A 13,429-nucleotide genomic window follows, 5' to 3' on the forward strand; every position below is an offset into this window, starting at 1 on the left:
CTACCTTCTCATTCGGGGATCCAGCGCATCGCGCAGCCCGTCGCCCAAAATGCTGAAGCAAACCATGATCAAGACGATGACGATCGCAGGAAAGATCAGAAGATGCGGATAATTTTGCAGAACCTGATATCCATTGTTGATCAAGACGCCAAGCGAAGCCTTCGGCTCCGCAAGACCAATGCCGATGAAGCTCAGGAACGCTTCGGTAAAAATCGCGGAAGGAATGGTGAACATCACGTTGATGACGATAACCCCGACCGTATTTGGAATAAGATGCTTTTGAATGATCGCCCAGCGGCTTGTGCCCAGAACCCGGGCCGCCATCACAAATTCCAGGTTTTTCAGCTTGAGAATCTGCGCCCGCACCAGCCGCGCCATGTTGACCCAGCCGGTAATCGAGAGCGCCAGCACGACGGTCCAGACGCCCGCAGGCAATACCATCATCAGCAAAATAACAATAATAAGCTGCGGGATACCGACCAGGATTTCAATAATCCGCTGCATGGCCGCATCAACCCTGCCGCCGAACAAAGCCGAGACCGCTCCGAAAGTCACTCCGATGAACAAATCAATAAATGCCGCCGCCAGAGCGATCAGCAGCGAAATTCGCGTCCCTTGCCAGATGCGGGCCCATTGGTCCCGGCCGAACTGGTCCGTTCCGAAGGGATGCCCAGCCGTCGGCTTTTGAAATACATGTTTATAGTCGGTGACATAATAGGAATATTTCGATAAGACCGGCCCGAAAATCGCGAGCAGCAAAATGACGATCAGCACCGCCAAGCTTGCGACGGCCGCCTTGTTTTTTCGCAGCCGAAGCCATCCGTCCTGAAACGCGGAAAGATTGGGAGCGGCGATATGCTCTTTTTCGTCGTCGCTGACGGATGCTTTCTCAAACAGCTCCAAAGGTATATCCGTTTTTATTGCCATTTGGACATCAGTCCCCCTTTCCAGCCGCCAGGCGAATTCTCGGGTCGATAATCGAATACAGGACATCGACGATCATGACGACGAAGATATAGAACGCGCTGTAGAAAATGGTGATTCCCATGATCGTGGAATAATCGTTGGTCTTGATCGAGTCCACGAACAAGCTCCCGATGCCCGGAATACTGTAGATGTTTTCCACGGCCAGTGAACCGGTCAGCAAATTCACGATAATCGGCCCCAGGATGGTGATGACCGGGATGATGGAGTTCCGTACGGCATGCCGCATGACCACTTTAAACTGGCTGAGCCCCTTCGCTCTCGCGGTGATAATGTAGTCCTGCGACAGCACATCCAGCATTTCGGTCCGCATGAACCTCGCGATCATGGCGGTTACGCCAAAGGACAACGCAATGGAAGGCAGGACGGAGTTTTGCCAGCTCTCCCAGAACGCAACCGGAAGAATGCCCCATTTGAGCCCGACAAAATACTGCAGCAAAGCCGCCACCACGAAGTTCGGCACGGACACCCCCAGCACCGCCAGGATCATCGTGAGATAATCAATTCCTTTGTTATGCCACCAGGCGGCGACGATCCCCAGCACCAGCCCGATGGAGACGCCGAGAAGAATCGCTTGCGTGCCGATCAGCGCAGACGGGCCGATCCGTCCGAAAATGACTCCGGTAACCGGGCTGCCCGCATAGAAAAAGGAAGTCCCCAAATCCCCCTTGCAAATGTTCAAAAGATACTTGCCGTACTGCACGATAACCGGATCGTTCAGGCCGTATTTCGCCAGGAACTGCGTTTGCTGGGCCTGCGGCAGCAGGGCGAAACGTTCGGAGTCGAACGGCGTGCCGGGCAGCTTTTTCATCAGGAAAAAGGTGGCGGTCAGAATGATCCATAACGTGATCAGCAGATATAAAATCCGTTTGCCTATATAAGAGGCCATCCCTTTGCTTCCTCCTTTTTTGCTTCGATAAAGCAAGAGGGAGGGGAAATCCCCTCCTCAAGCTTTGTTTCTATGGTTAAAAGGTTGTTGCGGCTTATTTCAAGGAAGCGTACTTGAACTCGATCGGCGTACCGAACGGATGGGTTACCAGATTAGCCACGTTTGGTTTCGTCATGTATGCAAAACCTCTATAGAACAGCGGTGAAACTACCGCGTCGTCGGTCAGAAGAAGTTTTTCCGCGTCCAGCATATCCTGCAGACGTTTGGCGTCATCCGTTTGCTGCTTCGCGTCGGCGATCAGGCCGTTGTAAGCATCGCTCGTATAATTGCCGCGGTACGGCGAGCCGTTGGTCCAAAGATCCAGATAAGTCATGGCGTCGTCATAGTCGGCTCCCCAAGCGGTGATAGCCATTTGGTAGTTGTTGTCGTCCATCAGCTGGTTTTTGGCTTTTTTCGTTTTGGAGTCGATTTTCACGTCGATGCCAAGCGATTGCTTGAACTGATCCTGCACATAGGTCGCTACCGTTTTGGTGACGGAATCGTCTTCGGTCAGCAAGGTAATGGAAGGCGCTTTGCCAAGCTCGGCAACCCCTTTATCCCAATAATCTTTGGCTTTGGCCGCATCGAAGGTGCTCAGCTTGCCGTTCAACTCGCGGAACGATTTCGTGCCGTCGCCGTACATCAAATTGGCAATCAGCCCTGTGGCCGGGGCCGAGCCGTCTCCCAGAATCGTGCCCGCCAAAGTGTCCCGGTCGATCGCATAGCCAAGCGCAAGTCGGATATTTTTGTTCGAAAGGGCTTTATCCTTCAAGTTGTACTGGAGATATGTCGTTCTGAATTCACTGGTCGAGCTGAATTCCGGATTGGTCTTCAGGCCCGGAACATCGGCGGAAGACAGGGTGACTCTGGAAAGTTCGCCGGATTTATAAGCATTCATGGCGGTAGCCTGGTCCTTGATAATGCGGACGCTCACGTTTGGTACTTGAACGTTTGCCGCATCCCAGTAGCCATCGTTCTTTTTCAGCGTGCTGCCGCTCGCGGGATCGTACGAAGCCAGGACATAAGGTCCACAGTAGATCATATTGTCCGCTTTCAGACCGTATTGGTCTCCTTGGGATTTTACGTATTCTTCATTTAGAGGGAAAAACATCGGAAGTACCGTCAATCTGACAAAATAAGGCGTAGGTTGTTTAAGTTTGACTTCAAGCGTAGTGTCGTCCAGCGCTTTGACGCCTACATCGGCCGCGGCGGCTTTGTTGTCGAGATATTCGGCGCCGTTTACGATATAGTCGGTCATGATAAAGGAATATCCGTTGGTGGCATCAACGCTCATCTGTTTCAACCAGGCGTACGCAAAATCCTTCGCTGTGAGCGGAGTGCCGTTGCTCCATTTGAGGTCTTTGCGCAAGGTAAAGGTGTAAGTCAGCTTGTCATCCGATACTTTGTAGCTTTCGGCAAGCGCCGGTTCCGGCTCATTTTGCGCGTTCAGCCGGTAAAGCCCTTCGGACACGTTGTTCAGAATCGTGAAGGAGTTGCTGTCGGAAGCGTCCCACTGCACCAGGGTTCTGATCTCGTTCGTATCATAGACCGTGATGGTACCGTCATTGGATGCTTTGTCCGCATCCGAGTTCGAGCTTGTGTTCGTGCCGGTATTGCTGTTCGAGTTCGAATCCGAGCCCGCATTCGGGGACGTGGAGCTAAAGTTGCATCCCGCCAATCCCACAATCAAAACCATGGACAAAACTGCCAGTTTCCAAATCTTCATACTGCTGCACCTCTTCCTCTCAAACTTAAAATATGGTTGATATATAAATATAAATGACCACCCATGTTAGTTTGTTTACTTTGCGAACTAACTTAAGTTGCAAATACATTACTATGGATTTTTAAAATTGTCAAACCACAAAAAAGTCATGTCTGATAAGGCATTGCGGCTTTTCGGGCCTTTTCCCGGCTAATTAAAGTTGTTTATTTGATACATTAATATTCTTTATTTAATACATTGTATTTAAATTTTTGCTATGCTAGTATCAAGGTAGGTTTACAATGTTTACTAACTCTATATAGAAGTGGGTATGTATGATTATGAAGTATGCGGTAGACCAAACGCACATCCGGTCCATCAATCAAAGAGTCATCCTGGACCACATCTACAGCAGGCACCTCATTTCGAGAGCTGAGCTTGCGCGGGATTTACGCATCAGTAAAGCTGCCGTGACGGTCAATATCGCTTCTTTGCTAAGCAAGGGAATTATACAAGAGGTTGGAACCGGGGTCTCCATGGCTTCCGGCGGCAGAAAGCCGATTTTGCTGAAGTTTAATAACACGTATCAGTATATTGTCGCCATCGAGTTGAACTTTGAGGATCCCCTCTTTGTTCTGGCTGATCTGGACGGGAAAATACTGAACAAATTTGCCATAAACATCCCCGATCCTTCGCCCTACCCGACGAGACTGGAGTTGGTACTGAACGCGGTCAAATTTTTGGTGTCATCCAACAACCTGACCTATAACGATCTGGCCATCATCGCGATCTCCTGCCCCGGGGTCTATGATCCCGAGAAACGGAGCTTCCTGGCCAACGCCAATTTCGCCAACTGGAACATGGGCGATCTCTCGCAGCAACTGGAATCTCACTTCAATACCTCCGTGCTCGTATCCAACGACGTCAATGCGGCGACGCTCGGCGAGTTTACCTACGGCGCGGGAATAGATTCGAAGGACCTGGTCTATATCAGCGGCGGCTTAGGCATGGGGGCCGGCTTGATTTTGAACGGGGCTATTTACAGCGGAACCTCCAACAGTGCGGGGGAAATCGCTCACGAAATCACCATTGATAACGATGTGACCGCGGTGCGCGGACATTCCTTCAACAATCTGGGCGCTTCAACCAACATCAACGGGCTGATCGCCAGGGTCAGAAAGGAAGCTCCCAAGAAAACGGCGGATGCATTCGCCGCGCTGGGAAAAACGCTGGATAATTTCAATTTCAAAGACCTGGTGAAGGTGTGGCAAAACGGGGATTCTTTCCTTATCGAGTGCATCGACGACATCTCTCTGATCATCGGCGGAACGATCTCCAATATCGTTTCCCTCCTGAATTGCGATTTGGTCATTTTCGGCGGCGAGTATTCCGTATTTAACGCTCAAATCCTGCCGGTCATCAACCGGATCGTCAAGGAAAATGCTTTTATGCCGGTGGATGTCGTGCCCGCGCAGTTGGAAGAAAACTCGGGGGTTTACGGCCTGTTCGCGCTCTCCAGAGACGTCATATTCAATAAGCTGTCCCAATCGGACAACAGCAAAGCGTAAGCCCAAGCGCATCAAACGCAAGAGGGTATCCCAAAAGTCATCCATGATGGCTCTTGGGATACCCTCTAAAACTTATCATAGCAAAAGAACAGAAAGACCCTGCCAGACCGTTGCCAAATACCGGATCGACTTCGAGGATTTGCGTTAGAACCAATTGTTTGGTCTGGTCTAATTTGCTCTTGTCAACGACGTCCCCAAACACCGCATCCCTCCGACGCTTAAATCAGCGGTCTTTTTTGTCCTTATTTCCACTGGGGAGCCCCATTCTGAATGAATAGCACCGTTTTATGGCCTTATTTCTTCAGAAGAGTTCCTTTTCCCCTTGATTTTGGATGTTTTACCGAAAATAGGACCATTCTGTACCACTGTTTCCAGGAATATGCGGTTTCGGAGTGAAATAAGGCCATTTTATACCGCTATTCGAGAAATCGCCGTTGATTGTTCTGCGTAGTATGACCCCTCCCGCCCCGGTTCACGCCAACTCGCTGGGATTTGCCGTTCGGACAAGCTCCTCTTCAGGATTTTTTCACGATTCCCTCCAAAAAGATTTGAAAGGACAACAACATTTGTTCGCCAAGCCCCTCCTGTTTGACCTCCATGCTCCAGATCATCAAAGCGCCCAGATAAATGCGCATCGCCGTGGTCGCCATGACGGAAGCGGGAATTGTTGACGTAAATTCGCCGGTTTGCTGCCCTTTTTCAAATACGGGTTCAAGGGAGTCCACGTTGTTCATTAGCCCGCATCGGCCCGCTTCAAACGAACTGGTGGACAAAAAATTCTGCAGCGATAAGCGCATCAAAGTCCGATTCTCGTCCATCGAGTCGCCCAATTCCTTGACCAGAGCCAAAATTCGCGGTGCATAGGGACCCGATTTCCCGCTTAAGCCGGATATCTCGTTAAAAAACAAAGTCTTCTGCAGCTTGATCAGCACTTCCTCTTTGGTTTTGAAATAATTAAAAAACGTGCCTTTGGCAACTCCGGCCGCTTCCGTAATTTGGGCAACTGTGGTTGATTCATAGCCTTTCTCGGAAAAAAGCCGCCGCGCCGCATCCGTGATGCGATTGACGGTCTCCTGTTTTTTTTCTTCTCTATTCACGGGCTGCAACCTCCTTTATCGTATTCATAATATCACAACGGCTTATTTATTAAAATCATAAAATGACCATTGGTTTAATTTAAAATCAAAAAACAAAATATATCTTGCTCTTTATTCCTTGATAATTTTATTGGGACGGGCTTATATCCCCATAAATAAAGCGATATCAATACATTTCAAAAATATGACCTTCGGTATAAATTAATATTGACCATCGGTCGTATTTATGTATAATCTAAATTGTCGACAATCAAAAAGGCCTATTACTCATTCGATATAGGAGGCGGATTCATGAGAGAATCCATAGTTGGATCCAAAAGATTCAAGATCATAACGGGCATTGTCGCGTCACTGCTTATCCTTGCCCTGGTCCTGTTCTCTATTGGGGCAAACCAAACTTTTAATTTAGCGATCAACAGAGCCACAAGCGACATCAATGACATTAGGCTGGGAGATGCCAAATATACGCAGTCCTCGTTTGACAAGGTTGATTTAGGCAGACAGGAATTTGAAAAAATGGGCTACGAAACGATGCATTTAACGTCCGACGACGGACTGGACCTGGTAGGATATTTTATCCCCGCGGAAACGAAATCCAATAAGCTGGCTATTTTGCCTCACGGCTTCACCCTTGATGCCAAATCCACAGGACTCTATGCCAAGTTTTATCATGAGCAGGGGTTTAATGTGTTCGCAGCCGATGCGAGAGCGCACGGAGACAGCGGAGGACAGTTCAGAGGAATGGGCTGGCTGGACCGGAAGGATTATCTGAAATGGATGGATCTGCTGATCGATAAACTGGGCAAGGATACCGAAATTGTTTTGCACGGCGTATCCATGGGCGGAGCGACCGTCATGATGCTGAGCGGCGAGGAGGATTTGCCGAATAACGTAAAGGCGATCATCGAGGATTGCGGATATACATCGGCTAAGGATGAATTCGATTTTCAAATCAAACAGCAGTTCTCTTACCTCCCTACCTTTCCGACCGTTGATTTGGCCAGCATCGAAACCCAAATCCGCGCAGGCTACAGCTTTGAGGAGGCCAGCTCTTTAAAACAAGTGAAAAAATCGAAAACTCCTATCTTTTTCATACATGGAAGCGAGGATCAATTTGTCCCGACTTCCATGGTATATGAACTGTACGATGCCGCCAAAAGCGAAAAAGAACTGTGGGTGGTCCCCGGCGCGGGGCACGGCAAGGCCCTTGACGTAGACCCTGACGAATATGAAAAGCGCGTCCGTGAGTTCTACTCGAAGTATATAAGCTAAACGATTTTTTCTATTGGGTCTATTGCCGCTTCTAAGCAAATCAAGCCAGAAGACCGGGTAAGTGAGAGTCACCCGGCATGCTTTGCCACGCAGGGGCGGCGGTCACTGAAAGGGGCTGTCCTGGCCCGGAACCAACAATAAACGGCGATTTCTCGAATAGCGGTATAAAATGGCCTTATTTTACTCCGAAATCGCATTCTCCTGAAAATAGCGGTGCAAAATGGCCCTATTTTCGGTAAAACGTTCAAAACCGGGGAAAAAAGGAACTCTTCTGAAGAAATAAAGCCAAAAAAAGGCGCTATTCGTTCAGAATGAGGCCTCTCCAGCGGAATAAGGCCATAAATGCCGCTATTTTAAGTGTCGGAGGGATGAAGCGACCCGATACCTGACAGCGATCCCGCAGTTTTTTGTTCTGTTGTTATGATAAGTTTTAGAGGGTGTCCCACAAAAGTCATCAGTAATGACTTTTAGGGCACCCTCTTGTGTAATTTCATTATGAGTTTTTTTATACCATACCGCCGTTGACATAAACGGTCTGTCCGTTGATCCATCTGGCGGGTCCTGCCAGAAAAGAAACAACTTCCGCGATATCCTCGGGCGTTCCCAAACGCTCCATCGGATTCATCTTGGACATCCGGTCAATGGTCTCGTCGTCCTTGCCTACCAGGAACAAATCCGTCGCCGTCGGTCCGGGAGCGACCGCATTGACGGTAATGTCTTTTCCGCGCAGTTCTTTCGCGAGAACGAGACTAATGGCATCGACGGCCCCTTTGCTGGCCGCATAACCCGCATAGGTTGGCAGCGCAAGCTTCTTGACCGACGTCGAAAGATTGATGATGGCACCGCCGGAACGAACATGACGGGCAGCCTGTTGATTGACAACGAATGAGCCGCGGATATTTACGCGGTGCATCTGATCAAGTTTGGCAAGATCGAAATTGGCAACCGTGTCGAGCACCATAATTCCCGCAGAATTGACGACGACGTCGACGCCTCCAAGCTCGTTCCCCGCTTTTTCAAAAAGCTGCGCCACCGCTTCCTCATCGCTGACATCCGCCTTTACGGCTATGGCTTTACCGCCTTTACTTCTGATGTCCTGTACCGTTTTATCCGCCTCCGCCGTGTTGCTGGCATATGCAATAACCACAGTCTGTCCGTCTGCCGCAAGACGCTCCGCGATAGCTCGTCCGATTCCCCGTGATCCACCTGTGACGATCGCCACTCTTGGTTTGCCGGTTGTATTCATTTTAAATTTCCTCCTTAATAAATATGGCTCTATGCCGAAATCGGCGCTGGACAAGAAGATGCAGCAAACATCAACCTTCTAACGAATCATAATGCCGTTATTTCGGCTAAATCCAGCGCTTGAGAAATGTAACGGACCCCACAGCCCTTATTTGACCTCAAAAGGTGCCTTTGGAGCTGTTTTGGGACGAATAAGGAATCCTGGGTCCGTTAGAACATGAATCTCTTTTTTGGGAGGCTAATAAGAGCGCTACGGTTCGTTAGCCGAAAAAGAACGCCCCTACCACCTCGATCCGCCGTCAAACCCTGATTTCTAGTTTTAACTAAAACATCGCAGCCTTTTGTCATGTTCAAGCTATCACCATTCGAGCAATATGGTCTCCTTTAAGCGTAAGGGCGATATCGCCTATCCCGTTATACCCGTTTCCGGACACTTTGACGGTAAGGATATAGCTGTCCGGTTGATTCCCCGCTCTGAAGGACGTTATTGCAAATCGGCTGTTTTGGCCGATATTGTCGGTTTGATTCCAGGAAGCCGCTCCTTCGCGGCCGGTAAATGCGCGTCCCCAATCCTCCAAATAGGCGTCCTCCGTAAACAGTGCAATAAACGCATCCGTATCGCCCGCATTGGTGAAGTCCACAAATCTTTGGATCGGCAAAGGAATTTCTGTAGAATAAGAACTCAAATTAATGACCTCCTTTCATCATTCTTGCGCCATGCAGCTTGCATCTGATCACGAGAACATTATATCTCCGCGATCATGCCGGAAGGTATTTCATTCATGTTGGATTCTTGCCTATTCCTACAAAGCATGATAATCTTTATTACTATAAATCAACGAAAGGAACCCCGGTATGGAAAACAAACGGCTTGACCGCAAATTTGCCGAGCATCAGCAGGAATTAATTTCTCTTCTCGCTTCCCATGCCAAATCGGACGGGACGCATACTACGGCTAATCCCTCTTTGCGAATCATTCGGGCCTCGAGCTTATACGAGCCTTTGCATTCCATTTACGAACCGTCTCTTTGCCTGATTGCACAAGGCGCAAAGATCGTTTTGCTCGGGGAGGAAAGCTATCGTTATGATGCCTCTTCCTATCTGGTAGCATCCGTTCGCTTACCGGTTTCGGGCCGGATTATCAGCGCCACTCCGCAAGAACCGTATTTGTGCGCCCAGATCAATTTCAACACGGATGAAATCCTCGATATACTCAAAGATTCCAGCCAACCTGGCGGAGACGGCAGCAGAACGGACATCGGCAGAGGGCTGCATGTCGGAAAAACGAGCTTCGCTTTGCTTGATTCCGTGTTAAGGCTGGTTCGTCTTTTGGATACGCCGGAAGATATTCCCGTCCTGTCCCCACTTATGATTCGCGAGATCCTTTACCGAATTTTGCAGGGAGACCAGGGTTACCACATCAAGCAATTTGCCATGATTGGCAGCCATGCGCAAAGCATTGCCAAAGTGATTCAGCTGATTCAGCATGATTTTGCCAAAACACTGCGAATCGAAGAATTGGCCAAATCCGCGAATATGAGCACCTCGTCGCTGCATAATCAATTCAAAAAGGTCACGGCCATGAGCCCTCTGCAATATCAGAAGCTGGTCAGATTGCAGGAAGCGCGCCGGCTGCTGCTATCCGGCGAACCCGAAGCGGCATCCGCCGCTTTTCAGGTAGGATACGAAAGTCCCTCTCAATTCAGCCGGGAATATGCCCGAATGTTTGGGCTGCCCCCCATTAGCGATATCAAGCAGTTGCGGGATTCACTGGAGGGAAATTTTGTCTAATACTCAACATTCCCTTGCTGACCGGCAGCTATCCCGGCTTTAAGGTGTGAAAAAGGAGATTGCCATGACCGGCAATCTCCCCGTTATAAATTTGACTCTGGATAGTGTTAAAGTTGCTGCTATACTCCGTTTAAAACGGCTATCACTTTATCTGTGCATTCCGCAAATTCACGGATTTTCGCGGCAATTCGCATGCGTCTTTGCCCGTCTTGCAAGGCTTCAAGCGTGATGTTGAAGCCGCCGCCGATGGCCTCCAAATCTTCGCCGTCTTGTTCATTCCACATCAAACGCATTTTTTCATATAAAACGCGAAGTTCACCTATGAATGATAAATCCGGATTTAGCTTCTGCGCCTTATCCAAAAATTCATGACAGCAGCTGCTGTTCGTTGCCAGATTGCACACATATACGGTGTACATGGGCCAATCGTCGAATTCTTCAGGTTTCACATGATCAAATCTCCCGGCCTCAATGTCTGCCGCCCAAGACCGGAAAGCTTCCGTGCCGAAGCAATACCCCTCCGTTTTTTTCGTCAGAAGCTGGGGCAATGTCAGAATCCGATTACGGTAAAGCTCCGCCAATTCGACGTTCTTTTTCTTTTCGCCAACAAATATCCAGCCGTTACAAGCCTCCTGCCCGGCTATATACTCATTCGGAAGCAAATCATCCAATGAAATTTTATCCGGTTCCGTCATTTCGGCATTCAAATAAAGCAAGGTCTTCCCATAATTCTCATAGCCGACGAATACTCCCCATCCCCACCTGTTTCGGGGAATATCCCCCCAATGGTTAAAAATAACGGGTACTCCTTTATCTATATAGGCTATTAATGTCTGCAGGTACATTTCCCTATTATTATCCAGCTGTTTAACCGTAACAAAAGTGCTCGAATATCCGCAGGCCGCAAAGATATTTTCGATAAAATCCGTATTGCCCTTGTCGCTCAGAACATAGTCGGTCGCTCCGTCACCGCGGAAATGATCAAAAGTGTAAACTTGCGCAAAATTATCACCCGTCAGGCCGGCAAAAAAGCTGTAGTCATAATCTTTTTCGCCCAAGCATTCCATCACATATTTTGCGCAGCCGTTAAACCAGTAATTTTCGCCGTAATGCATCGTAATAAGCTGATGTATATGGGGTATCAGGTTATTGCTTTGTTTTGCAGCCATAATAAGCTCCCCTTGCTTAATTTTAATTTTAGGTGTCGTTTTCAACTGCGAGACGGTTATCGCTCTGAAATATTTTTTCCCCTGCCCGTCAGAACCAATAACTATCGTTTCTGGTTTTTGCAGGTATAGATCAGACTGCATATAAGGGAAATTGACTCCGCAGTACCTTACTTCCCCATTGATAACCACAGCGAAGTGATTTTCACCGACAATCCAAGTCAAGGTATTGTACTCGTTATATTTAATGCCGCCCAGCTCGGGATAGCTGAAATAATCCCCCAAAATAGGCTGGTTAAAGCAGAGCGCCTCTTTTGAAAGCCTGCTGTCCGCTTTGTTCTCCATATTGATGCCGAACAAATGATTTCCGTGGTAAAAGCGCATACTGCCTTCATCGCTTCCAAAGCCAAACCGTTCACTCTCATTCTCCACCTTAAATTCAATATCCACCCGAAAAGGTATTTTTACCGAAACATTGGTAGAAAGCTTTCTTGCGGCGATCCAGCAAACAAATTCCGCTTCTCCCGTTTCAAGCACTTTGTAATCAGGATAATTGATAAGGGTGACATCCGTTAAAGGAACGATGTATTCATACAGTACCGGATTAGCTTGATCTATTTCAGCAAAGCTTATATTTGAAATCCGCTCATTTGGGCCGTAATGCTCTGCGTCCGGCAAGCGCTGCTTCACAGGCAGGAAGATATTGATTTTTTCGCGTTTGCTGTCTGGCGAAATAACCGTTTCCACCAGGGATTCATGTCTTAAGCGTCCTCCGTGACGGTAGTCTACTTCATAATACGGATTATCATCAAAGGAATGGATCATTCTTCGGAAAAATGAAGCAATATCATCCTCCACGTAAACACCGCCTACGGCAAACAGCCCCCCTTCAAATTCGTAATCCGCGTAAGGGCCCTCGTTATTATTGAAATCGCTATCAATATTCTGAATGATAACGGTTTGGGCATCGTCCTGTTGGTATTCAAACAGCTTATGACTTCCGGGCGTGCCATAAGGTATTCCGCTTTGTCCCAGCCAGTCCCAAAAGCCCTCGACACCGGATATTCCGGATTCTTTCAGCCTTGACGAAAGGACGCGCATGGGAGGCAAATCTATAATGATTAAATCCGGTGGATCGGACACCTTTTCGGAAAGGGCCGAAAGTCTCTCTAAGTTAGTTTCTTTTTTATCTTTACGGAGGACTTCCTGCGCTTCGAGCTGGGTGTCTATTTTTTCATACAAAAGCGGCAGAGCCGAAATATGCTTGATTCCGCTTTTCAGCATGGCCTGCAAAAATTCGTCAACGATGTCCTTCAATTCTCTTAGGGCTTCGATTTCGTTGTCCAGCGCATTGATGCGGTTCACGAAGCTTTCCACAAGCACCGCCATGTCCTGGCTTTGATATATATGGATGATATCCTTAATTGGAATCTGCATTTTTCTGAGCACCATAATCTGCTTAATCCGTTCCATATTTTCATGGTCATAAAAGCGGTATTTTTCAAACTGCAGGCGCACGCTTTGAATAAGCCCCATCTGCTCGTAATAACGCAATGTTCGGGAAGTTAAGCCAAGCTGATTGGTTAAATCGGTGATTTTGATCAACTCCATAGATCCACTTCCTTTACCCATGATATTTTGAATATATCACTTGACCCTGCGTCAAAGTCAAT

At 48.3% G+C, this 13,429-nt stretch carries 10 protein-coding genes and 1 pseudogene; 3 read left to right on the plus strand and 8 right to left on the minus strand.

Going from position 1 to position 13,429, the window contains the following annotated elements; translation table 11 throughout:
- From ACI48K_RS02240 to ACI48K_RS02250, 3 genes are all read right to left on the minus strand, one after another.
- Positions 1 to 927, minus strand: a complete 927-nt coding sequence (locus ACI48K_RS02240) for an ABC transporter permease (RefSeq protein WP_475025943.1) — start codon at positions 925 to 927, stop codon at positions 1 to 3.
- A gap of 7 nt (positions 928 to 934) precedes the next feature.
- On the minus strand, positions 935 to 1,873 hold the full coding sequence (locus ACI48K_RS02245; protein WP_475025944.1) for an ABC transporter permease: 939 nt from the start codon (positions 1,871 to 1,873) through the stop codon (positions 935 to 937).
- A 94-nt stretch (positions 1,874 to 1,967) separates the two neighbouring features.
- Positions 1,968 to 3,638 carry a peptide ABC transporter substrate-binding protein gene (locus ACI48K_RS02250; RefSeq protein ID WP_475025945.1) on the minus strand — a complete coding sequence of 557 codons (1,671 nt, stop codon included), beginning with the start codon at positions 3,636 to 3,638 and terminating at the stop codon, positions 1,968 to 1,970.
- Between the two features lie 314 nt (positions 3,639 to 3,952).
- On the opposite strand from ACI48K_RS02250, the gene ACI48K_RS02255 reads away from it, so the two are divergent.
- The gene (locus tag ACI48K_RS02255; protein ID WP_475025946.1) at positions 3,953 to 5,185 is read left to right on the plus strand and encodes an ROK family protein; all 1,233 of its coding nucleotides are present in this window, start codon (positions 3,953 to 3,955) and stop codon (positions 5,183 to 5,185) included.
- 515 nt (positions 5,186 to 5,700) lie between these two features.
- Here ACI48K_RS02255 and ACI48K_RS02260 read toward each other — a convergent pair.
- Entirely contained in the window at positions 5,701 to 6,282 is a 582-nt protein-coding gene (locus tag ACI48K_RS02260) for a TetR/AcrR family transcriptional regulator (protein ID WP_475025947.1), read from the minus strand.
- 291 nt (positions 6,283 to 6,573) lie between these two features.
- Between ACI48K_RS02260 and ACI48K_RS02265 the strand changes: the two genes are divergently transcribed.
- On the plus strand, positions 6,574 to 7,554 hold the full coding sequence (locus ACI48K_RS02265) for an alpha/beta hydrolase (protein WP_475025948.1): 981 nt from the start codon (positions 6,574 to 6,576) through the stop codon (positions 7,552 to 7,554).
- Positions 7,555 to 8,059: 505 nt separating this feature from the next.
- Here the strand turns inward: ACI48K_RS02265 and ACI48K_RS02270 are convergent.
- Positions 8,060 to 8,800, minus strand: a complete 741-nt coding sequence (locus ACI48K_RS02270; protein WP_475025949.1) for an SDR family oxidoreductase — start codon at positions 8,798 to 8,800, stop codon at positions 8,060 to 8,062.
- 349 nt (positions 8,801 to 9,149) lie between these two features.
- On the minus strand, positions 9,150 to 9,485 hold the full coding sequence (locus tag ACI48K_RS02275; protein ID WP_475025950.1) for a nuclear transport factor 2 family protein: 336 nt from the start codon (positions 9,483 to 9,485) through the stop codon (positions 9,150 to 9,152).
- Positions 9,486 to 9,654: 169 nt separating this feature from the next.
- Between ACI48K_RS02275 and ACI48K_RS02280 the strand changes: the two genes are divergently transcribed.
- Positions 9,655 to 10,590, plus strand: coding sequence for an AraC family transcriptional regulator (locus tag ACI48K_RS02280; protein WP_475025951.1), 936 nt, complete (start codon positions 9,655 to 9,657; stop codon positions 10,588 to 10,590).
- Positions 10,591 to 10,709: 119 nt separating this feature from the next.
- Here ACI48K_RS02280 and ACI48K_RS02285 read toward each other — a convergent pair whose 3' ends face one another.
- Both ACI48K_RS02285 and ACI48K_RS02290 read right to left on the minus strand, forming a co-directional pair.
- Positions 10,710 to 13,040 carry a hypothetical protein gene (locus ACI48K_RS02285; RefSeq protein ID WP_475026050.1) on the minus strand — a complete coding sequence of 777 codons (2,331 nt, stop codon included), beginning with the start codon at positions 13,038 to 13,040 and terminating at the stop codon, positions 10,710 to 10,712.
- Between the two features lie 123 nt (positions 13,041 to 13,163).
- A pseudogene (locus tag ACI48K_RS02290) lies at positions 13,164 to 13,388 on the minus strand (MerR family transcriptional regulator); the annotation flags it as partial.
- Positions 13,389 to 13,429 lie beyond the last annotated feature (41 nt).

It is taken from the genome of Paenibacillus terrisolis (genome assembly GCF_056171975.1).